This is a genomic window from Nitrincola iocasae, assembly GCF_008727795.1.
GTDB classification, from domain to species: domain Bacteria; phylum Pseudomonadota; class Gammaproteobacteria; order Pseudomonadales; family Balneatricaceae; genus Nitrincola; species Nitrincola iocasae.
Genome location: NZ_CP044222.1, coordinates 2,914,132 through 2,937,153, shown reverse-complemented (window position 1 = coordinate 2,937,153; position 23,022 = coordinate 2,914,132). Strand labels below are relative to the sequence as shown.

14 protein-coding genes are annotated in these 23,022 nt (G+C 47.7%); 7 read left to right on the top strand and 7 right to left on the bottom strand.

Translation table 11 applies throughout. The features are described from left to right. Nucleotides 1-2: 2 nt before the first annotated feature. Nucleotides 3-575, bottom strand: a complete 573-nt coding sequence (locus F5I99_RS13470) for a LemA family protein (RefSeq protein ID WP_151056819.1) — start codon at nt 573-575, stop codon at nt 3-5. 73 nt (nt 576-648) lie between these two features. Beyond that, nucleotides 649-849: a DUF2788 domain-containing protein gene (locus F5I99_RS13465; protein WP_151056817.1), complete on the bottom strand. Its 201-nt coding sequence runs from the start codon at nt 847-849 to the stop codon at nt 649-651. 220 nt (nt 850-1,069) lie between these two features. On the opposite strand from F5I99_RS13465, the gene dauA reads away from it, so the two are divergent. Then, on the top strand, nt 1,070-2,791 hold the full coding sequence (dauA, locus tag F5I99_RS13460; RefSeq protein ID WP_151056815.1) for a C4-dicarboxylic acid transporter DauA: 1,722 nt from the start codon (nt 1,070-1,072) through the stop codon (nt 2,789-2,791). On the opposite strand, the gene F5I99_RS13455 is transcribed toward dauA, so the two are convergent. From F5I99_RS13455 to F5I99_RS13445, 3 genes are all read right to left on the bottom strand, one after another. Beyond that, a complete protein-coding gene (locus tag F5I99_RS13455; protein ID WP_151056813.1) occupies nt 2,788-5,994 on the bottom strand; it encodes an EAL domain-containing protein in 3,207 nt (1,068 codons plus the stop codon). The genes dauA and F5I99_RS13455 overlap by 4 nt on opposite strands. Continuing rightward, complete coding sequence (locus tag F5I99_RS13450; protein ID WP_225307415.1) at nt 5,994-6,974, bottom strand: cytochrome-c peroxidase; 981 nt, start codon at nt 6,972-6,974, stop codon at nt 5,994-5,996. The genes F5I99_RS13455 and F5I99_RS13450 overlap by 1 nt, the downstream gene beginning before the upstream one ends. Before the next feature lie 124 nt (nt 6,975-7,098). Continuing rightward, nucleotides 7,099-8,835, bottom strand: coding sequence for a DEAD/DEAH box helicase (locus F5I99_RS13445; RefSeq protein ID WP_151056811.1), 1,737 nt, complete (start codon nt 8,833-8,835; stop codon nt 7,099-7,101). A gap of 70 nt (nt 8,836-8,905) precedes the next feature. Between F5I99_RS13445 and F5I99_RS13440 the strand changes: the two genes are divergently transcribed. Next, a complete protein-coding gene (locus F5I99_RS13440) occupies nt 8,906-9,385 on the top strand; it encodes a GNAT family N-acetyltransferase (RefSeq protein WP_151056809.1) in 480 nt (159 codons plus the stop codon). Between the two features lie 125 nt (nt 9,386-9,510). Here F5I99_RS13440 and luxS read toward each other — a convergent pair whose 3' ends face one another. Beyond that, nucleotides 9,511-10,035, bottom strand: coding sequence for an S-ribosylhomocysteine lyase (luxS, locus tag F5I99_RS13435; RefSeq protein ID WP_151056807.1), 525 nt, complete (start codon nt 10,033-10,035; stop codon nt 9,511-9,513). Between the two features lie 57 nt (nt 10,036-10,092). Next, nucleotides 10,093-12,882, bottom strand: a complete 2,790-nt coding sequence (locus F5I99_RS13430; RefSeq protein WP_151056805.1) for an EAL domain-containing protein — start codon at nt 12,880-12,882, stop codon at nt 10,093-10,095. Between the two features lie 308 nt (nt 12,883-13,190). On the opposite strand from F5I99_RS13430, the gene F5I99_RS13425 reads away from it, so the two are divergent. The 5 genes from F5I99_RS13425 to F5I99_RS13405 are packed head-to-tail and all read left to right on the top strand — an operon-like array spanning nt 13,191 to nt 22,967. Beyond that, nucleotides 13,191-15,920, top strand: coding sequence for an ATP-binding protein (locus F5I99_RS13425; protein ID WP_151056803.1), 2,730 nt, complete (start codon nt 13,191-13,193; stop codon nt 15,918-15,920). Continuing rightward, a complete protein-coding gene (locus F5I99_RS13420; protein ID WP_151056801.1) occupies nt 15,917-18,019 on the top strand; it encodes a two-component system response regulator in 2,103 nt (700 codons plus the stop codon). The genes F5I99_RS13425 and F5I99_RS13420 overlap by 4 nt, the downstream gene beginning before the upstream one ends. Next, nucleotides 18,020-19,168 carry an FIST signal transduction protein gene (locus tag F5I99_RS13415; RefSeq protein ID WP_225307414.1) on the top strand — a complete coding sequence of 383 codons (1,149 nt, stop codon included), beginning with the start codon at nt 18,020-18,022 and terminating at the stop codon, nt 19,166-19,168. Between the two features lie 10 nt (nt 19,169-19,178). Further along, nucleotides 19,179-21,737 carry a hybrid sensor histidine kinase/response regulator gene (locus tag F5I99_RS13410; RefSeq protein ID WP_151056799.1) on the top strand — a complete coding sequence of 853 codons (2,559 nt, stop codon included), beginning with the start codon at nt 19,179-19,181 and terminating at the stop codon, nt 21,735-21,737. Nucleotides 21,738-21,740: 3 nt separating this feature from the next. Then, nucleotides 21,741-22,967: an EAL and HDOD domain-containing protein gene (locus F5I99_RS13405; protein ID WP_151056797.1), complete on the top strand. Its 1,227-nt coding sequence runs from the start codon at nt 21,741-21,743 to the stop codon at nt 22,965-22,967. Nucleotides 22,968-23,022: the final 55 nt, after the last annotated feature.

The following is a 23,022-nucleotide window of genomic DNA, read 5'->3' as shown; positions in this document are numbered from 1 at the left end:
AGTTAGCTAAACAGCTTTTTCATATCTGGATCTTTCAAGTCAGCCTCGTCAAATTCCAATAATGTAGCGGCAAGAAAACCTAACCGTCTGGCAATGAGGATATCCGGGAACTGCTCAATACGAATGTTCAGGTGATTTACTGAATCATTATAGTATTCACGTCGATCTGCGATGCCAGACTCAAGAGAGGTGATGCGGCTGTGCAGGTGCTGAAAAGATTCACTGGCACGCAGTTCAGGGTAGTCTTCTGCCACGGCGAACAGATTGCCCAGACCCAGACGCATCTGTGTTTCTGCCTGCCCCAGTGCGGCCACATTGCCTGCTTCTCTGGCATTGGCAACGGCCGAGCGGGCTCGCATTACTTTTTCCAGTGTTTCCTGCTCATAGGTCATGTGTTGCTTACAGGTTTCAACCAGCTTGGGCAGTTCATCATGACGTTGCTTTAACAGCACATCAATATTTGACCAGGCCCGGCTGACATTATGTTTCAGACGTACCAGGTTGTTGTATAGAAAAATGCCGTAGAAAATTACCAGCGCCAGCAGCACAAACACAATTAGCCAAAAAGGATCCATAGCGTAACTCCCTGTGAAAAAGAAGCTCTACTATAACTGAATCGACAAGGCTGAAAAATACGTGCGGCCGGTTTCAGATGTCCAGGAAGTAGACGACCAGGCTTTTAACCAAAAAAACGCCCAGGCCCAGGCCCAGAGCGAGAAATAGTATGAAGGTGCCGAACTTTCCGGCTTTGGACTGTTTCGCCAGGTCGTAAATAATAAAAAAAATAAACGCACCAAAGCCCGCCAATCCCACGTTAAGCATGATCATTTCAACTTCTGCAAGCCGCATATAGATTCCTCTGGACTGATTGAGAGTGGACAGTCTACAAATACATGTCGGTGATTGGAAACTGTTGGATACCTGGAGTTCAAAAATTATTGGAAAAGTAATTACACATAGCACCCAGGTTTAATTCAGGGGTGATTGTACTGATTACAGCCGAGCGTTATAGTGTTTTCTTATAATTAATTCGAACAACATCTAGTATTTGGTTATAGATAAGGCTGCCATGTCCTCATCACGTGCTCGTTTACATTCGTTAGGTATCGCCAGTGCACTCCGGGAATCCCTGCGTGAAGGTTATACTCGCCGTGACTTTAGCGGTGATCTGATTGCCGGAGTTACCGTCGGTATTATTGCCATTCCACTGGCGATGGCGTTGGCTATTGCCAGTGGTGTTAAACCGGAATATGGTCTTTATACAGCCATCATTGCCGGTTTTTTGATCGCGTTAACTGGAGGATCACGTTACAGCATCTCCGGGCCGACGGCGGCTTTTGTGGTGATTCTCTTCCCGGTGACTCAAGCCTTTGGCTTGAGCGGGCTTCTGGTGGCGACGCTGATGTCCGGTGTCATTTTGGTGGCTTTGGCGGTTGCCCGCCTGGGGCGTTTAATCGAGTATATTCCTGAGTCTGTCACCCTGGGTTTTACCTCCGGGATAGCCATCGTTATAGCCATACTGCAGATGCAGGATTTTTTTGGTTTGCAGCTCAGTGAAGTGCCGGAAAGCTTTGTTGGACGTATTCTGCTGTTGTTTTCGGCATTGCCCGGTTTGAATATGGCGAATACCAGTGTGGCGCTACTGACACTGCTGGTACTGATTTTCTGGCCACGCCTTAAGCTGCCAGTCCCCGGACATTTACCGGCGCTGCTGGGTGGTACGTTTCTGGCCTGGCTGTTTATCCAAATGGGTATGGATGTCGATACTATTGGCAGTCGGTTTAGTTATGAACTGCCGGATGGCACGCAGGGGCAAGGGATCCCACCTTTCTTACCGTCATTCGAGTGGCCCTGGTTGCGTCCCGGACCTGATGGTGAGCCGTTGATCTGGTCCTGGGCGGTTATTCGTGAACTGCTGCCAGCGGCTTTTTCGATTGCTATGCTGGGTGCAATTGAGTCACTGCTTTGTGCGGTGGTGCTGGATGGTATGAGTGGTCGGCGTCATCATGCTAATGGAGAATTATTAGGTCAAGGTCTGGGTAATTTGATTGCACCGTTTTTTGGTGGTATTACCGCAACAGCCGCGATCGCCCGATCAGCGACAAATTACAAAGCGGGTGCAAAATCTCCTATTTCGGCGATAGTGCATGCACTGGTTGTACTGGCTGGATTGTTGATTCTTGCCCCCTGGCTGTCCTGGTTACCGATGGCGAGTATGGCGGCACTGTTGGTTATAGTTGCCTGGAATATGAGTGAGGCTCACAAGGTCGTGGTGCTGTTAAAGCGTGCTCCGGTGGGCGATATTCTGGTACTGATGACTTGCATGTCATTAACCGTGCTGTTTGATATGGTGCTGGCAATTTCGGTTGGTATCGTCATGGCCTCTATACTTTTTATGCGTGATTTGGCAGGCATGACTCGCTTTCAGGATATATCCATGCAACGCAAACATGTGCCTGAGGGGCTGCCAGAGGGTTGGGGTGTATTGAAACTGTCCGGGCCGCTGTTTTTTGCTGCGGCGGAGCGGGTGTTTGATGAACTGGCCGAAAGCGTGAAAGGGTATCGGGGAGTCGTGTTGTATATGGATGGTGTGCCGTTGTTGGATGCGGGCGGCATTAACGGCTTTGACCGCTTTAGTGCTTTTTGTGAGCAGCAGGGGATACGCCTGGTCATCGCTGATTTACAGTTTCAGCCACTGCGAGCCATGGCGCGAGCTGGCATGAAGCCTACTGAAAATCTCAGCTTCACTGCCACACTGGAGGAAGCGCTGGCGCGGCTAAACAGCGCTTAACTCAGACGGGTGGGCCGATAGTCCGCCATCCATGCCACCAAGGCTTCGGCTGGCATGGGTCTGGCGAAGTAGTATCCTTGCAAAAACTCACAGCCGAGGCTAAAGAGTACAGCGCGCTGTTCAGCCGTTTCGACGCCTTCAGCGATCAGCCGCAGCTTAAGGCTTCGCGCCATCGAGATGATGGCTTCAACCAGCAAGGCATCTTCATTAGCCAGCGTCAGGTCACGGACAAACTCCCGGTCAATTTTTAATGTGTCTATGGGGAAGCGTTTCAAATAGCTTAATGCTGAATAGCCAGTACCAAAGTCATCAATTGCCAGGTGAACACCCAAGTCACAGAAAGATTGTAGCCAGGCTATGGTTTCGTCGCTATTGTCCAGCAGCATGCCTTCGGTGATCTCCAGTACCAGTTGTTCGGCTGACAGTTTGGCTTGCATCAGAATGCGGCGTAGCAACGGGGCATCCATCCCCAGGTCGCGTTGACGACCGGATATATTCACTGACAAATACAGTTTCAGCCCTTGCTGCTGCCATTGACTGACCTGCTGACAGGCGGTTTCGAGCACCCACTGACCGATAGGACCTATCAGGCCGGTATCTTCTGCCAGTGGAATAAATTGTTCCGGAGAAACCATTCCCAGGGTTGGATGGTGCCAGCGTAGCAAAGCCTCTACGCCGGTGACTCGCCCGGACTGGGTTCGAACCAGCGGCTGGTAATAGATTTCCAGTTGTTCATGCTCCAGGGCCAGACGTAGGTCCTGTTCCATCTCCATCAGCGTATTGGCATGCTCTTGCAAACTGCTGGTGAAAAACTGAAAGCGATTACGACCGGTTTGCTTGGCTCGGTACATGGCCAGGTCAGCGTTGCGCAACAGAGTGTCGGGATCGTCGGACTCACCTGGATACATGGCGAGCCCGACACTGGCCCCGATGATGATGTCACGACCTGCCAGTGTAAAAGGATCAGAGAGGCGGCGAATGATTTTTTCAGCCACCAGAGCAGCATCCCGATCCGAATGTATATTGTGCAGCAGGATAACGAATTCATCACCGCCGAAACGTGCCACTGTATCGCTTTCGCGAACACAGCTTGTTAGTCGCTTGGCTGCTTCCACCAGCAGTTCATCGCCGTATTCATGGCCAAGGGTATCATTGACGTATTTAAAACGATCCAGATCGATAAACAGCACGGATATGGTTTGCTGGTCACGTTCTGCGGTAATAATGGCGACTTCCAGTCGGTCCAGCAGCAGGCTGCGATTAGGTAGCTGTGTCAGCGCATCATAGTAAGCCTGGTGGCGAATATGTGCCTCGGCTTCTTTGCGGCTGGTAATGTCGGAGAACACTGAGACAAATTCAGTGATTTGGCCTTCATCATCATGCAGTGCAGAAATTGACAGCCACTCAGGATAAACACTGCCATCCTTACGGCGGTTCCAGATTTCACCCGACCAGCAACCTTCGCTATTCAGGCTGCTCCACATGTCATCATAAAATACACGGTCATGGCGGCCAGAGCTCAGCAGGCTGGGGTTTTGTCCGCTGACTTCATCAGCGCTGTAGCCGGTAATACGCTCAAAAGCAGCATTGACAACTTTGATCGTACCTTGATGGTCGGCGACCATAATGGCTTCATTGCTGGTTTCGAAAACGGCAGCGACCATACGTAGCTGTTCTTCAGTTCTGAGGCGCTCGGTAATATCTTCCTTAACTGCAATGAAATGACTGATTTCACCCTCATCGGTTCGCAGGGGGGAGATGGAAGTGGAATCCCAGAATAGGGTGCCATCCTTTTTACGGTTCAGTAGCTGACCTGACCAGGTGTTGCCATCACGCAACTGTTGCCACATCTCGGTAAAAATATCGGCGGATACTTTACCGGATTTAAGAATATTATTATTTTGTCCCAGCAGTTCGTCTGAGGTGTAACCGGTCATCTCTGAGAGTTTCGGATTTATGTATTCTATGATGCCCTGGGTATCCGTGATCATCACCGCACTGGGGCTTTGTTCCAGTGCGCGCCCAAGTTGACGAAGTTTCAGATGTGCTTGCTGGGTTTCGGTTATGTTGGTGCGTACACTGGCAATCCCACCTTCTGCTGTGGGGTTGTTGCTGGCCTGGTACCAACTGCCATCCGGTGTATGCTCCAGGTAGTTTTGGGTGGTATCCAGAGGGACGGCTATGGGTGACGAGGTGGTTACACCCTGTGACTTATTAATACTTTGCAGTGTTGACCAGTCTTCTGCATTACGCTGTTGCAGCCAGGGATAAAATGCCAGCCAGCGCTGGTTATACAGCACTAGTCTGCCGTGCTTGTCGAACAGTGCAAAGGCTTCAGATAGGCTATTTACGGCATCCTGCAGACGTGTGCGAGCTTGCTCAGAACGGTTGTTGAGCTGTTGCAGGCGTCTGAACATCTCGCCAAGCAGTAACATTAACAGGCAGGTTAACAACAACAGTGTCAGGGTAAAGACTTCAGCATGACGTGAACGTTGGTTGTAGTGATTCTGGTAGCTTTTCTCCAGGGTACGCAACTGACTACTGGTATCTACATGGTTAAACTCATCCCGGAACTGGTGCAGGCTTTCCAGATGGCGCAGATTGCTGTTGGCCTGGTTAGCAAAGGCCATCAGTGCCGGTTGATTGTCAAGGGTTGCAAGGTGCAGTTGCTCTGTGGCTTGGCGTAATTCAGTCAGTCGTTTCTGGTCCGGGAATAGGTGGTAGCGAAACAGTTGACTCATCAGCCTTGCTGCGTCATCACGTTGAGGGTGATTCTGATCACGCAGCTCTTCTACCAAAGTTGGCATATAAAGCAAGGCATTACGGATCAAAGCTGCATAATGCTTGATCTCTTCAGTTAATGCATACTTGCGTTGCTGGAGCTGATAGTAACTCTCTAATAGCTCAATAGAGGGCTGGTTGAGCCCTTGATTGAAAGCACTCTCTGTAGTGAGCATTTGATTCATCAGTTGATCATGTTCCCGGCGGAAATTGACCTGAGTGTCATACTGATGTTGCACGCCTGTGGCGATTAGCAGTGTTTGCTCATCCAGAACGGCGTCCAGTTCACGCAGTTGCAGGAGTTGATCCAGTCGTTGGGTGTGATCGACGCTATTAATTGCACGCGTTTGAAAAAACAGGGCGATCATGATGGCTATGATCAGCGTGAGTAAGAGCAGGAATGGACGTGCCATGGATTGCATCAGTGTTCCACCACATCAAGCCGAGGGTGCTCGCCTGTAAGTGAACGGATGAAAGCAGCAATATTGGAAATGTCTGCATCGTTCAGCTCGCGCCCGAGTTGAAAGCGTGCCATGACGGCAATGGCATCTTCCAGAGTCTCTGCGCTGGAATCGTGAAAAAAGAAGCTGTTCAATGAGGCTGTACGCAATCCGGGCACCTTGAAAACATAACGGTGATGTTCTTGACCCGTCACATTGAAACGACCCAGATCGGCTTGAGATATAGCCTCTCCCTTCAACTTAAAATAGTTTTCCAGTGATCCCATGCGAGCAAACATATTGCCTCCGACGTTGGCGCCTTGGTGGCAACTGATACAGCCCAGATCACGAAATGTCTCGTAGCCGCGTTGCGCTTGCGTACTGATGGCGTTTTCATCACCCTTGAGCCAGCGATCAAACGGTGCATTGGTGAGCATCAGGGTACGCTGAAAGCTAGCCAGTGCGCTACGTATATTGCTGGATGTGATGCCATCTGAGAATATGGCGTTGAATTGCTTGAGTAGGTCTGGGTCCTGGTTCAGCTTACCTATTACTTCTTCCCAGTTGCTGGCCATTTCTACCGGGTTATGTACAGGGCCATTGACCTGCGACTCCAGATCACGAGCGCTACCGTCCCAGAACTGCACATGGTTGAGCTGGCTGTTATACACACTAGGTGAGCGGATATGGCCCAAGGCTCCGCCCACACCAACGGAAAAGGGGCGTTGATCTGCGCCGTTACGTGCCAGGTCATGGCAACTGGCACAACTGATGGTGTTATCAGAAGATAAGCGGCTATCATGGAATAGCTGATCACCAAGTTTTACTTTTTCTGCATTCCCGTTTGGTGCTTCGGGTACTGGTAAGATGGCATTACTGGCAAGCACCACACCGCAGAACGTCACTGCAAGGCACAGTGTTGCGGATTGGCTAAAACGTAAAAACATACCATGTAAGGTCAAGCGTATCTCCTGGGCCTGGTGTGGCCCTGCATTAATATTACCGTTTCATGATCCTGTTTGTGTGGGAAGAATTCAACTCACCATCGATCGCTTGGTTGTGCTGCGTCAATAAAACGCAGTGTCTTTAGTATAACTCATAAGCCTTGCGGTATTTGCCGACATAATCAAACACTCTTTCACTCACAGACCAGTAGTGCTTGTGTTGTCTGGCGATGACAAAGTCAGGGTGTTTTAACTGAGTTGCAAAGGCCAGTGCCTGTTGTGCTGAGTTGATTTTGCTGCGCGGTTTGTCGTCATGTCTACGCCTGAATATATGATTAAAAACCTTCTGCTGAGCCGGTTGGCTCAAGTCAAAATATTCACTGAGTGTTTCACCCTCTTCATCATGGTAGGTCACTCGCAAACGTTCATCCTGTAGGGTGAATGTCATACCGGCACAGCGGAGAATTCGGGCATTCTTCAACGATAATGCCCGTTTCAACAGGTCGTCATGATCAATGAGTATACTCTTGCACTGCTCACAGCGTCTTGCAGTGATATCGTTTTCTGCGTTGCATTGCGGGCATTCGCGAAAACGGAACCGAAAATGGCACTGATTATCCAGGGATTCACCCACCAGGCCTTGGCAACGGCGACCAAAGTGTTCCACAACCTGGCCTTGGTCATCGGTGCGTCCCCAGAAGGTATTGGCAAAACCACATTCCGGGCAAAATACCTGCACCGGCTCGGTATTGGCTGCTGGTTTGGGAGAACCGACCTCGGGGCTAAACAGATTAAAACCATTAGCGGCATAGTCTATGATTAAGCAGTCGGATTTACCGGGAAAGAGTCGCAGCCCTCGTCCGGCAATTTGCTGATACAGGCTGACCGAGCGGGTCGGGCGCAAAATGGCAATTAAATCCACATGAGGCGCATCAAACCCGGTCGTCAGAACTGAAACGTTAACCAGATACTTGATCTGCTGTTGTTTGAAGGCTTGCAGCATCTGATCCCGGTCGACTGTGTCTGTATTGCCGGTGATCAGACAAGCCTGTGCCCGCGGCAGGTAGCTCAGAATTTCTTCAGCATGCTCAATGCTGGCAGCAAAAATCATTACTCCCTTGCGTCGGACGGCCTGTTCTACGATCTCTTCGCAGATAGCCCGGGTGACCCGAGGATATTTGTGTAGCAGCCGATTAACCTCTTCGGTGTCATAATCACCTGCACACTCGTTACTGAGCTGGGAAAAATCATAATGGCGAGTGGCTGCATCAATACAAACCGGTGGGGTCAAATAACCTTCGCGAATAAGCTGGCTGAGGGGCAGCTCATAAATACAATGCTCAAAGGTGGCGCTGAGTGTGTCTCTGACAAAGCCACGATAATCCCGGCGGTAGATCCAGCCTTCACCCAGCCGATAGGGGGTAGCGGTGAGACCGAGTAATTTTAAAGCGGGGTTATGCTGGCGCAGATGCGTCAGCACTTGCTGATACTGACTGTCTTCATCGTTACTGACACGATGACATTCATCAATAATTACCAGTGAGAAGGCTCCACTAAATGACTGGGTGTGTCCGGCTAAGGATTGAATGCTGGCAAAAGTAACCTGGTGCTGATGGTCCCGACGCTTCAATCCAGCCGAAAAAATACCGGCTTGTAGTCCTAGTGCGGCATATTTAGCATGGTTTTGCTCGACCAACTCCCTGACATGGGTCAGCACCAATATGCGTTGGCGAGCAAGACGCGCCAGTTCGGCAATGATCAAACTCTTGCCAGCACCGGTCGGTAATACAATTACAGCCGATTCTGAGCTGTGTCTAAAGTGACTCAGCGTTGCTTCGACTGCCTGCCGCTGGTAATTACGTAGTATAATCGGTTGCATTCAAGGCCTTGTATGCTGCAAGTGGCATCGTCGAGGATTCGCTATATATGAATACAGGAAGCAATCAACCATGATAACAATTGTAAAAGCTGATCTCACCCATCCTGAGCATGCCGATGCGTTGCTGCAGCTGCTTTGTGAATATGCTTGCGATCCTATGGGTGGAGGAGAGCCTTTAGCGGAGCAGACGGTTAACAGCCTTGTTACCGAGATGCAAAAAAGGCCTCACTTGCATAGCTTTATTGGGTTTTCAGGTACAGAACCTGTGGCTTTAATGAATACAGTGGAAGGCTTCTCTACCTTTGCGGCTAAACCCCTGTTGAATATTCATGATGTGGTGGTCAGTCGCCCTTACCGTGGCCAGGGTATTTCACGTCTTTTGTTTGAAGCGGCAGAAACGTTTGCGAAAACACAGGGATGTTGCAAGCTGACACTGGAGGTACTGGAAGGAAATGAAATAGCCAGAAATGCTTACAGCCGTCTGGGCTACAAGCCTTATCAGCTTGATCCTGATGCTGGTAATGCGCAGTTTTGGGAAAAGAAAATTTAGAAATAATTCTGTTTTTTCTGTTTTTTCTTTGATAGAATTCTGTTTAACGAATCGCTTCAGCGAGATTCAACAGGAGATCTGAGTTACACCCCAGGACGGTGGTGCAACTCACTGCAACGCAGGCCTCAATCAGCCTGCGTTTCTTTTTCCTGTAAAAATTCCTCACTCAGGTAGAGCTCATCGTTACTGTTTACGCCCACTCCCCGACTGATGATATCAGCAGCGATTTGCTGTGCTTCTGTGAGTGAGTGCATCGTATAGGTGCCACATTGATAGGCATTCAGCTCCGGAATCTCTTCCATCGATTTAACCTCAAGTACATCCTGCATGGCAGCGGTCCAGGCATTCGCAACCTGTTGTTCTGTCGGGGTCCCTATCAGGCTCATATAAAAACCAGTGCGGCAACCCATAGGCGAAATGTCGATGATTTCAATCAGGTCACTGTTCAGGTGGTTGCGCATGAAGCCGGCAAACAGGTGCTCCAGGGTGTGGATACCTTTTTCGGATAAGATTTCACGATTAGGAATACAAAAACGCAGATCGTACACAGTGATTGGATCCCCGGATGGGGTTTGCATCATTTTGGCAGTACGTACCGCAGGGGCCTGCATACGGGTATGATCCACACGAAAACTGTCGAGTAAGGGCATAAGAAACTCCTGATTTCATTTGCATACAATGTAGCATATACGCCGCTCGGACGGTATTCAGATGCCCAGGTCGTCAGACGGTTCTGTTGAAAACTGCGCAATACAAGTGAGTAGTTGGTTATCCGACAAAGGTTTACTGAAATAAAAACCTTGGTAAAAATAGCAGCCGAGTGCCTCAAGTTTTTGCAGTTGCTGCTCAGTTTCGACACCTTCAGCAATCACATTCATGCCGAATGCCTCGCCCATGGCCAGCACACTGCGAATAATGGCTTCATCACTCTGGTTATTCAACAGGTCATGAATAAAGGCCTTATCCACTTTGATTTGATCGAAAGGGAGTTTCTTCAGGTAGGACAGTGAGGAAAACCCGGTGCCAAAATCGTCCAGAGAAAAGCGAATGCCAGCCTGCTTCAGGTGGTTCATTTTGGTAACCGCCTCATCGGTATAGTCAATCAGCAGACTTTCAGTTAATTCCAGTTTTAACCGGTTGGCTGGTGCGTTGGTATCGGTAATATGACCAAGTACCCGTTCGGCAAAATCACTGCACTGGAATTGCCGAGCGCTAATATTGATGGCCAGCGTCCAGGTTGCTGTGAAGGGGTGCTGTTGCCAAATGGTGAGCTTCTGACAGGCTGAGGCGATTACAAAATCACCTATTAGCAAAATCAAATCAGATGATTCCGCTAGAGGAATGAAGTCGGCCGGTGAAATTAATCCCCGAATGGGATGTTCCCAGCGTATGAGCGCCTCACACCCAGTGATTTGCCGATGCTGATTGTATTGTGGCTGGAAAAAAAGCCGCAGTTGATTATGCTCCAGAGCCTGGCGAAGATCATTTTCAAGTTGCACCACCTGGTCCACTTGCTGCTGCATGGCTGGATCATAAAAGCTAATGCTGCTGTGGCTGTTAAATTTAGATTGGTTCTTGGCCAGATCGGCACGTTTTAGCAGTTCATCGGCCGTACTGTCGGCATCAGCACAATGCACGATACCCATGTTAGCCTGGGTGTAAACCGCTTCAGCCTCAATGGAGAAGGGCACCATGAAAACTCTTTCCAAGTCTTTGGTCAGATGTTCTATATCAAACAATGCCTGTTCAGCAGAATGTTCCCGAAACTCACACAAAATCACAAACTCATCAGCCGCCAGTCTGGCCAGGCTGGAGTAGACCGGTAAGGCTTCTGTAAGGCGGGTGGCCACTTCACGCAGTAGTTGATCACCGGCCCGTCGTCCCAGGCTGTCATTGACCAGTTTGAAGTTTTTTAAATCGATTAATATCAATGCAAAACTATGATCTTGCATACTGCTGCGTGTCAACGCTGAGTGGATGCGATCACGAAGAAGGTCAACGTTAGCCAATCCGGTGAGCTGGTCGTAGAGCGAAAGGTGTTCTATGATTTCTTTGGACTCTTTCGCCTGAGTGATATCGGAAAAGGATGCCACAAAATTAAATTGTACCGCATGTGTACCGGGTACTTTGGTGATGCTGAGATGTTCCGGAAAAATTTCTCCGTTTTTACGTCGGTTCCAGATTTCGCCCTCCCAGTAGCCCTGTGTATTAAGCGCATGCCACATGGCTTTATAAAAGTCTTGATGATGGTAACCCGAGCTGAAAATGGAAGGGTTGTGACCGACTACCTCCTCTTCGCTGTATCCGGTGATTCGGGTAAACGCCTCATTAACACGCAGAATTTGGTTGTTCTCATCAGTGATGGTGATGGCTTCATGAGTGTTGAATGCGGCGGCGGCAATGCGCAGATTAGCCGCACGTTTTTTACGCTGGCGAATATCGTAGCTGACCCAGGTGGCGGCTATCAAAATACTTAATACCAATGCCAGTATGATTTCAGACAGATACTTGTCGACAAAGTCGCGCATATCGAAGTGAGAGATACGGTCAGGGTGCACGCGTAGTTCCAGAAGGATGTGTTCCAGGCCAGCGTAATCAACCGGTGGTATAAAACCAAAGTAGCCACCACTGCGGGCAGCGAGTGAGTCAGGTGAAATTGTAAAAAGTGCCTGGGTTACATCTCGAACGACTAATGGGTCCAGTGAGGGCATAGCAGCAAAAGCCCACTCAGGAATAAGCGGGGTTGAATGGATCAGTGGTAATTCAGCGTGTTGTTGTGGATGGATAATTTGCAGTTGATCCATAGATAACTTGCCAGCCTGAACCATTGACTCTAATACCCCTGAGCGTACAAAGGCTACGTCAACCTGCCTGCTGAGTAGCATCTCAATGGCTTTGTCTTGTGGTTGGCCCGTGAATGTCAAACTCTGAACGTCCTGAGGGAGGCGTATGCCGGCTTGATTAAGCGTCCAGTGCTGTATGCGATACGCGCCGAGGGAGTGAGAATGTACGGCGGCCACGCGTTGTCCACGTATCGCATCCAGGCTATTGAGTTCCGGACGATCAGCCAATGCCACTATCACGCCAGCAAAGCGGGCCAGAGGTTGCTTGTCTGAAACCGGCATGAGTGTCGCTGAGGCTGAAACCCCTGAAGAGGATCGCAGCAAAATGTAATGTTCAGGTTGGGTGAGAATAAAGTCTAACTGTTGTTTGTGAACTGCTTCAGTCATGCTGTCCATGAACAGAATCTGCAGCTCCAGATCATACTGCGGGAGCACACGATCTAGGTGCTTCAATGTTTCCTGCCACTGCTGTTGCGTCGATTCCAGGCTACGGAAAGCCAGTATGCCGATGCGCAATTTTTCTGTCTCAGCGGCACCGACAAGTTGTGCACAACTGATCAGCAGTAAAGAGACAAACAAGCCAAAAAACTGCAATGCAGGCTTGATCCGTATGTGCAACAGCGGGTACTCCTTCAGGGCTGGTTCTAACAGCATTTGAATTCACTAACCAATATTGGTCGTTAGTATAGTGTAACTGCTGTTTAAATAAATTGTTGCATGTCAAATACCTCGAGTATAAAGCGGAAAAAACGGAAAACAGTATTGCTTTCTGATTATTCCGTATACAATGCACTTAAGTAAGTTGTGACTAATAATGAACATTGAATTGACTTGGAACTGAAAGGGCAATCAAAATGCGGACAGGCTCCGTGAATCAATGAAGATGGTCTGGCACAGATCTTCGGATAGCTACTGATTGTGATCGGCTGTTTTGAGGTGTTTACAAGGTGATAAATCATCTGATGAAAAAGTACAATCAGCAGCAATTGCTTGAAAAACAACGAACTCAATTTCGTTGGGTAATGATTTCATTAGCTTTTCTGTGTGCCTTGGTTTTTGTTGTTTTAGGGATATGGGTAGTAAAAGGTACAGAAGAAGATCATCTGGTGCGCTCAGCCAGAGCCTATGCAAAAGCAGTTGATTCGTTCCGTGCTTTTTACACCGATGTGATCGTGAAGTCTGTTATTGGAAACCCTTGGGTTGAAGTGACCGAGCACTACCGTGATCAGCCTGGTGCCATTCCCATTCCGGCCACGATGACCATCGACCTGGTTGAGTTCATGAGCTCTCAGGATGAAAATATCAGTGTACGCCTGATCAGTGATTTTCCATTTCCGCAAAGGGCTTCACGGACTCTGAGTGAGTTTGATCTAGCAGCATTGAATGTGATCCGCAATCAACAGGCAGATGAATATTATAATTTTTCTTATGATCAAAATCGTAAAGAGTTGAGTTTTGCATCTCCCATTATTATGCAGCAGACCTGTGTGGCCTGTCATAACAATCATGTAGATTCGCCAAAAACTGATTGGAAAGTAGGTGATGTACGTGGAATACAGGTAGTATCAATACCTAGTGAGGTGGTGTTGAATAGCAGTGACTACCGATTATATTATCTGATTGGCTTTGTACTATTTGCATTTTCTGCTGCGGTGAGTGCGTTGTTTTACATGGATTCCCGTATACGTAAAGTATTTAGCTTGCTGCAAACTAAAAACAGTGAGTTGGAGGCAACGACAACCGAGCTCAAGCAGCAGCAAAAGGCGCTAGACCAGCATGCTATCGTCAGTATGACAGACCTGAAGGGTGACATTATTTATGTTAATGAGCACTTTAAAACAATTTCAGGCTATGCTGACCATGAGTTGCTTGGTGAAAATCATCGAATAATCAATAGTGGTTACCATGCACAAGCCATGTTTGAAAATATGTGGAATCGGGTCTGTTCAGGGCAAGCCTGGCATGGTGAATTAAAAAATATCAATAAGTCTGGCGAGTATTACTGGGTAACGGCGACTATTATGCCACTCTATAATGCAGACGGTGAGATGGATAGGTTTATCTCTATTCGTACAGATATCACTCAACAGAAAAAACTAGAGCATGATCTTAAAAGCAGTAATGAAGAACTCTTTGCTCTGAACCTTGTTCTCGAAGACGCGCGGCGTGAAGCTGAAGCCGCGAGTCAAACAAAGAGTGCCTTTCTGGCTAATATGAGCCATGAAATACGTACCCCGATGACCGGTATTATGGGCATGACTGATCTTGCTTTAGATACCCAACTCACCGCAACTCAGCGAGGCTATCTCGACGTTGTTCGCTCATCCTCGCAGGCATTGTTATCAATTCTGAATGATATTCTTGATTTCTCTAAAATTGATGCTGGTAAATTACAAATAGAAGTTGTTAAGTTTGAGCTGAAAGAGTTGGTATGCTATTGCCTTAAACCTGCCGCTGTTATCGCGCGTAAAAAAGGGATTTCGCTACGGCTGGATATGCCGACGAATATCCCGGATATCTGTATTGCCGATCCAATTCGGCTAAGGCAGGTATTGGTTAATATCTGTGATAATGCGATTAAATTTACCGAGGCCGGTCAGGTGACTGTGTCGCTGCGTTGGACTGCAGATACGCATGCTACAGGACACCTGCATATTGATGTGACAGATCAGGGAATAGGAATCCCAAAGGAAAAACAGCGCCTCATTTTCGACGCCTTTGCGCAGGCTGATAATACCACTACGCGCTCATTTGGTGGTACAGGTTTAGGTCTGTCGATATGTATGAAGCTGATCGAATTGATGCAGGGTCATATGGGCGTAGTCAGTCAAGTCGGCAAAGGTAGCCGCTTTTGGTTTGAGCTGCCTTGTCAGGGGGCTGAGTATAATAAGAAAATACTGAAATCAGTCGAAGTCCAATCTGTTTTTATACTGGATAAACAGATTAATAATAATGTAGTTAATGCCTGTCTTGATAGTAAAAATGTGCAAATAAGCTACTTTGATAATAGAACTGAATTCGTTGAAAATATTTATTTGGCTAGTGACAAGAACGTTAAATGTTTAATTAACAATTGTTTTGGTGACTTTAGTGCTGTTGAGATAATTCATGATTTAATAGCGCATGATATAAAGAAACATAATATTATCCTGATCGCCGATCATGTATCGGAATCTGAAATTAATGATGCTCAAACCTTGGGTGTGAGTCAGTTGCTGACACACCCTGTCGCCCCTGTTGAGTTATTTAATATGCTGGAGGGAATTGAGCATGTTCCTGTGAAGGAAAGGGTGGCTGACGCTTCGGAGTGCTTGAGTATTCTTGTGGCAGAGGATAACAAGGTCAATCAAAAATTAATCACCGCCCTTATAACAAAACAGGGTCATACCGTTACCCTGGTGGAAAATGGCTTGGAAGCCTGGCAAACGTTTATGCAGAACACTTACGACTTGGTGCTGATGGATATGCAGATGCCAATCATGGGCGGTGTTGATGCAACCCGCAGTATTCGTGAGCATGAAACAAGTCATCAGTTGCCTCCCACACCTATCTATGCCATGACAGCCAATGTGTTACCGGCTGACAAGCAAGCATGCTTGTCAGCCGGCATGAATGGTCATTTGGGTAAGCCAATCAAGGTGACAGAGCTAACAACACTTCTTAATAGTCTGATGAAGTCAGGTGTCCCATGATTGAAATATTACCAACAAAAATACTTATTGTAGATGATTCAGCGATTGAGCGCTTGAAAATAAAAGGCTATTTAGGAAAACGTGGTTATCACATTATAGAGGCTGCTAATGGGGTAGAGGGAGTCGAGTGCTTTATACAGCACAAACCTGATTTGGTTTTAATGGATGTTAACATGCCCGTGATGAATGGTTTTGACTGCATTCAGAACATCCGAGCCTATGAGAAAAATATGGTAACACCGATCCTGATGTTGACCGGTGATGATGATATGGAATCAATAGAGTGGGCTTTTGAAGTAGGAGCCAATGATTTTTTCCCTAAACCTATAAATTTTCCACTCCTGCATCAGCGTATCCGCTATGCATTAAGAGATGCTAACAGAGAGCGCGATTTGCGCAGAATAACTGGGCTGCAAGAAACAGCAAGAGCGCTGGCTGGTTTATCTTTTTGGGAGCTGGATGCTAAGCAACAGCAGTTTATCTGGTGTGATGATGCTAAAGCCATTTTACATTGGGTTGATGAATTGAGCCCTGATCCAGAAAAGGCTTTAGCAATTGTTCATCCGGATGATCAAAGTCGACTGAAGGCCGTATTCAAAGATGCATTGGATACCGGGTTGAAGTTTGATATTGAAGTGAGATCACCAGGCAGTCGCCAGGACTACCAGTTAAAAATTGTCGGACAACGTGATGGTGAGCAAGCCCGGTTGGTCGGATCCTTTCAGGATGTAACTACGCAGCGTCGCCTGGAGCAACAATCCAATTTTCTCAATTATCATGATTCGGTAACCGGGTTACCTAACAGACGCCTGTTTCAGCGGGACCTTGAAGAGTCTATACAGCTTATTGTTAGTAACCGCAGTGCTGTGACTGTTGTGGTTCTGGAAGTACTCAGATTTCAGCAACTGGTCGAAACCTATGGCACGGATGTAACTGATCAATTGTTAGTGCTGCTGGCAAATCAGCTAAAGAGCTTTATGCCTAACGATGCGCTTGTAGCAAGACTGGATGGCGGTGTGTTTGCACTAAAGTTGATTGTAGAGGTATCCATTGAGCATCATGAACAAATATTGTCTGAATTGAATCAATGGATAAAACACATTGACCGGGCCTGGATGCTTGATAATAGAGAAACTTTTTTAACCTACACCGCTGGCATTAGTGTGGGGCAGGATAAGACAACCGATGCATCTCTGCTGTTGCGCATGGCGCAGCGTGCTCAGCGTCTACAAAAGCCCTCGGGTAGTATTACTATCGGTTTTTATGAACAAGACCATGAAGACAGCTTGCACAAACGCCTCAAGATGGAGTCGGATTTACGTGAGGCTCTGGAACAACAGCAGTTCTATTTGGTTTATCAGCCGCAGGTTGATTTAAGTAATGACCGTGTCGTGGGTGTGGAGGCACTGATCAGGTGGCGTCATCCGCAGGATGGCATAGTCCCACCGTATGTATTTATCCCCGTATTGGAAGAGATGGGATTAATTAATGCCCTCGGCGAATGGATTTTACAGGAAGCTTGTCAGCAACAAGTGGGCTGGATGAACGAGGGGGTCTCGTTGCGAATGGGGATTAACCTTTCACCGGCACAGTTTGAACAGCCCGACTTACCTGGAAAAATTATTGCCATAGCTAAAGCCTGTGGTGCACAACCGGAACTTATCGAGTTGGAAATTACTGAAAGCTTAGCTATGCACAACCCTGATGAGACCATTGCTATACTAAAACGGTTGCGAGCCTTTGGGTTTAAAATTGCCATAGACGATTTTGGTATAGGTTTCTCATCTTTGGAATATTTACTCCGCTTCCCACTGGATACGCTCAAAATCGATCGTGCGTTTATCAAAGATATTACCGCTGGACGCAGTGACAGAGCCATCGTGCGAGCCTTAACATCCTTATGTCAGGGATTAGGGCTGACCACTATTGCCGAAGGCGTCGAAAACCAACGGCAAAGAGATTATGTGGATGCGTTAGGTGCAACTGAAATACAAGGGTATTTAATCACACCCCCCTTGGAATCAAAGCAACTGATCAGCTTTATCAAAAGAAGAATGACGGAACATGCATCTAATAACCCAAGAAACACTGGAGAGTAGATGTCTATGGATGTTTTTTTTGAGGCTGAACCTTCAGTCGAAGCTTTTGAAAAGAAGTTGCACGGTATCTATGAGCAAACCCAGGCTTCTACGGTTCTGGTATTTGCAGCGGATGAAAATAACTGGACAGCTGAAGCTCTGAATCCAGTGTTGCTACAAGCTAAGGCAAGTGTACTGGGCGGGATTTTTCCTCAAATTATTTATGCGCAACAAAACTATTCAAAGGGTGTTGTTTTTGTTGCTTTGCAGTCCGCCGTTGAGTGGGCAAGCCTCAGCGGTTTGAGTGATATCACTAACAATTTTGATAGACAACTGGAGCCCCTCGCCGAGCACTGGGAGGCTATGCCTGTTCCTGCGATCCAACTGGTACTGGTTGATGGTTTATCAACCTGTATTAGCGCGATGATTGACGCGCTGTTTATGAACTTTGGCCTGGTTAATAATTTCATCGGCGGTGGTGCCGGTTCGCTTAGCTTTATGCAGAAACCTTGTTTATTGACCCCCAAAGGGATGCTGATGGATGCCACACTGCTGGTCAGGCTGCCTTTGGCGAGTGGTGTTGGTGTATCACATGGTTGGCAAGCGATTTCTCAATCCTTCAAAGTGACCTCGTCCGAAAAAACCTGCGTAAAACAACTGGATTGGAAACCCGCATTTGATGCGTATCAGCAAGTTGTTGAAGCGCATAGTGGGCAAGAGTTCAATGCAGATAATTTCTATGACCTTGCTAAGTTTTATCCATTTGGGGTCAATAAACTTGATGCTGAAATGATCGTCAGAGATCCGCTGATGCTTAGTACAGATCAGGCTATGGTGTGTGTAGGTGAGGTGCCGGAAGGCTCTTTTGTGCGTATATTAAATGGTACAGAAGAAAGCCTGCTGGCGGCAGCGGCAGAAGCCTGTAAAAGGGCACAAGCAGCACATCGCCAGCAAACGGATCATCCGGTGCAACTGGGGTGTTTTATTAATTGCATATCACGGGTGTTATTTGAGGGTGATCACCTAAAGAATGAAATAGCTAAGGTGTCTGGCGACTACCCTTTATTTGGCGCACTGACACTCGGTGAAATCGCAAATTCAGGTAAGGATTACCTTGAGTTTTATAATAAAACCGCGGTGCTTGGGCTTCTGTCCGAGGTTGAGAGCTGAAGGTCGTCTAGTGAAGCAGTCACAGCAAATCGAAATTCTTTTTGAGATCTCTCTGGCAATCGGTAACAGCCTGAATTTAGGGGTGATGCTTAAAGAGACATTGAAAACTCTGATGCGCGCCTTAAATGCGAATGGATGCGTTGTCTGGCGCTTTACGGGCAGGGATGAAGAGCTTGAGCCCCTGTCAGCCGCGGTGTGTTCACTTGAAGTTCAGTGGCAAACCGAAATGAGTTTACCCCGTCGGTTTGACCAGCAGGAAGCGGTAACGTCAATTCGTTCCGCCTTGTGCTTTCCGGAACAGCGCCCTCGTCTAGGGGGATTTTGGGCAGAGTTTCCTCAGGTATTCTTAGATAATACTCAAGTCCGTTATGCCTTTGCCTTGCCAGGGTTTGGGGTCTTACTGCTGCAGAAGAGCACTCCGGTGCTGACGGACGATATGCTGGCTTCACTGCAAAAGCTCATGCACAAGCTGGCCAGTGCAGCTAATGCCTGCTTGTACGATGAACAGTTAAAAGCTCAGATTAAATCAGCCGAAGCGGCAAATGTTGCTAAAAGCCAATTTCTGGCCAATATGAGCCACGAGATTCGTACTCCGATGAATGGGGTGATGGGCATGCTGGATCTGGTATTGGAAACGGAGTTGCAGCGAGAGCAGCGAGAGCATCTTGATTTAGCCAGACTGTCTGCAAACCATTTGCTGGAGATTATTAATCACATTCTGGATCTGTCTAAAATTGAGTCAGGTAAGTTCGATCTTCAACCCGAAAGTGTGGATCTATACGAGCTCATAGGCACCTGTGTTAAAGCCTTGGCTTCAAGAGCCTGGTCGAAAAATATTCAGATTCATTATGATATTTCAGAAAATCTGCCGCAGTATGTCTATGTTGATCCGGCGCGTTTGCGGCAAGTACTCATCAATTTGCTGGGTAACTCCATCAAGTTCACCGAAAAAGGTGAAGTACGTCTTAGGGTGATTTATGCCAATCATTCCCCTGAAGCCAATGAATTTCAGTTCCAGGTAACAGATACAGGGATAGGTATATCCGAACAGCGTCTTGACTCAATTTTTAATCCTTTTGAGCAAGTCGATGCTGCAACAAATCGTAAATACGAAGGTACTGGATTAGGGTTGTCCATCACCAAGCAGTTAGTTGAGATGCTGGGTGGTTCAATCGATGTACATAGCCAGTTAGGGCAGGGCTCTACATTTTTTGTCAATCTGCCGCTGGCCATTGTCACTGCGCCAGAGCTACATCAGGCAATCGATATAGACTGGTGTCAGCAGCGTGTGTTGTTGGTGGATGATGAGCCTGCTAACCGTCGAGTGATTGCGGCGATGCTGAAAACGACAGGTGTTCAGGTTGATGTTTGCTCATCTGGGCCTGAAGCTGTGTTTAAAGTGAGTCACGCTAATCGTGCGGGTCTACCCTACGGTGTTGTATTGATGGATGCCTGGATGCCAGGCATGAATGGCTATAAAACCACTGAGAAGTTGATCCAGGATCAGTTGTTGCACAATACACGGGTATTGATATTGACGTCTTCAGCCGAGGCCGGAGATGCGCAGCGCTGCCGTGATATGGGAATATCCGGCTACATGACCAAACCCGTCACGCTGGCAGAGCTCAAGCGAGCGCTTCAGGATCAGTTGAGCTTGCAGCGAGAGGCGCCCAAACAACTCCAGCCAGGAGCTGCCGCGTTGGCGGGCATGAAAGTACTGCTTGTAGAAGACAATATGATCAACCAGCGTATTGCGGTGAAACTGTTGGAGAAAAAACAGATGCAAGTTACTGTGGCTGGAAACGGCATTAAAGCTATAGACTGTTTTCAGCAGCAACATTTCGACCTGATATTAATGGATATGATGATGCCAGAGATGGATGGCTTGGAGGCCACGCAAAGAATTAGATCGCTGGAGAAAAATAATCCTACTCTTTCCCGAACGCCTATTGTTGCCATGACGGCCAACGCGATGGATGGAGATAAAGAGCGCTGCCTTGCGGCGGGTATGGATGGCTATGTCTCGAAGCCAGTCAGGCCTGATGCCTTGTATGAGGAAATGTTGAAGCATACCGAATACATGCTAGCCGCGGAGTCTTGCCCTCCGCTGGCGCAACTCCAATCCCTGGATGAAATGATTGAATCTCTGGAAAAAAATTATCTCCAGTCGGACCAACAGATTTTACACACAACCCACGCTACAAGGGAGCCTGGACAGATTATGCAAGAACACAATGAGTCGCTTTACGATTGGGATCAAGCTCTGGAGTTGATCGGGGGGGAAGAAGAATTATTACTGTCGGTGCTGGAAATGTTTCTGGATGAAGTACCAGAGTATCTGGCAACACTGGAGGCTTCAGCACAGCAGCAGGATCAGAAAACCCTCGTGAGAACAGCACACACGCTAAAAGGGTTACTGGCAACCTTTTGTGCCGGCTCGGCGACGCAGGCATCTTCTGCCGTTGAGCGGCTAGCGAAACAAGGTGAAAATCCACAGGGCTCAGTTGCTGAACTGAAAGTGATCATGGCCAAGCTGATTCCTCAATTACAACAGCGACTGCATGGTTAGCCTATGCTTGATCATAATGATTTAACTGCCGATGGACGTTATTGCATAGCTTTACAGCCTATATGCGATGCAGAGTTTAAGCATGTAGGTGATGAGCTGCTTTATCGTGCTTATGGTGGAGCATTAAAAGCGGACATCACCGACCCCTTGGTTGCCACGGCAAGAGCCTGTAGCACAGCCTTTTATGAAATAGGACTGCATGCCCTGGTTGGGGAGCGGCAGTTATTTCTGAACGTGTCAGTTGAGTGGCTGGCGCAACCTGATTTAATGCCATTACCTGCTGATCAGGTGGTGATTGAACTACCTGATTGTGAAATTGACACACAGCTCTGGCAGCATATCGAGAGTGCAAAAGCCTTGGGATACCGGGTAGCTGCTTCGGCCGAGACCATTTTAAGTGTCGGTGATAAGCTGGCGGATCTGATCGACATTGTAAAAGTGGATGTACGTACAGAGCAGGCCTTTGACAGCATCGAATACTTCCGGTCACATAACTTAATCCTTCTGGCTGCATTTATTGAAAACTCAGAGGCCCTGAATAACTCGGTTGCGCTGGGGTTCGATTTATTGCAAGGCTATTTCTATGCTATTCCCGAGCAATTTCAGACTCAAGCCGCTATAAAACGACAGGGTAATCGTGCGGCCGATATGCGTCTTATCAGAGAGTTATATGCGCAAGAGGTTGATATAGGGCACCTTCAATCCTTGATAGTACAGGACCCACATTTATGTACTTTGCTTTTCAAACGGGTTAACTCGGCATCGGATCGGCGCATGAATACCATCAGCAGCGTCAGTCAGGCGATCATGCTGATGGGGTTTGAAAAAATGCGCGCACTGGTCGCCACACTGTTGCTGGCCAATAATGAACCCGTTAAGCGGTTATTGGTGTTCAAACTGCTTATTAGAGCTTCGTTGGCAAAACGTCTCGCTACCCGGGTAAACGATGTCGATCCAGAGATAGCCTTTACCTGTGGTCTATTCTCTTTGATGCATCAACTGGAAGGGTCTGAGCGCTCTGTGTTGCTGGCAGAATCTGGTTTGGATAGCCAAATAACCGAGGCATTACTGCAACATACGGGAGATCTTGGTAAAATAATGAAAGTTATTGAGTCATTTGAAAGTGCACGCATGGAGCGCCGATCGTTAAAACTTGTGGAGGCATTGAATCGCGAGTATCTGGCCAGTGTAGCCTGGGCTCAGGAAATGATGTCATTAACACAAGACTAGCACTGATACGTGATCTTATGCTGCAGTATAACCAATAGATCTCATAGAGTCTGAA

Bases quoted from the DNA above. Each gene is read 5' to 3' on its own strand.
- F5I99_RS13455 (WP_151056813.1), bottom strand. From the start codon at position 5,994: ATGCAATCCATGGCACGTCCATTCCTGCTCTTACTCACGCTGATCATA.
- F5I99_RS13405 (WP_151056797.1), top strand. From the start codon at position 21,741: ATGCTTGATCATAATGATTTAACTGCCGATGGACGTTATTGCATAGCT.
- F5I99_RS13425 (WP_151056803.1), top strand. From the start codon at position 13,191: ATGAAAAAGTACAATCAGCAGCAATTGCTTGAAAAACAACGAACTCAA.
- F5I99_RS13430 (WP_151056805.1), bottom strand. From the start codon at position 12,882: ATGCTGTTAGAACCAGCCCTGAAGGAGTACCCGCTGTTGCACATACGG.
- F5I99_RS13445 (WP_151056811.1), bottom strand. From the start codon at position 8,835: ATGCAACCGATTATACTACGTAATTACCAGCGGCAGGCAGTCGAAGCA.
- F5I99_RS13465 (WP_151056817.1), bottom strand. From the start codon at position 849: ATGCGGCTTGCAGAAGTTGAAATGATCATGCTTAACGTGGGATTGGCG.
- dauA (WP_151056815.1), top strand. From the start codon at position 1,070: ATGTCCTCATCACGTGCTCGTTTACATTCGTTAGGTATCGCCAGTGCA.
- F5I99_RS13440 (WP_151056809.1), top strand. From the start codon at position 8,906: ATGATAACAATTGTAAAAGCTGATCTCACCCATCCTGAGCATGCCGAT.
- F5I99_RS13470 (WP_151056819.1), bottom strand. From the start codon at position 575: ATGGATCCTTTTTGGCTAATTGTGTTTGTGCTGCTGGCGCTGGTAATT.
- F5I99_RS13420 (WP_151056801.1), top strand. From the start codon at position 15,917: ATGATTGAAATATTACCAACAAAAATACTTATTGTAGATGATTCAGCG.
- luxS (WP_151056807.1), bottom strand. From the start codon at position 10,035: ATGCCCTTACTCGACAGTTTTCGTGTGGATCATACCCGTATGCAGGCC.
- F5I99_RS13415 (WP_225307414.1), top strand. From the start codon at position 18,020: ATGTCTATGGATGTTTTTTTTGAGGCTGAACCTTCAGTCGAAGCTTTT.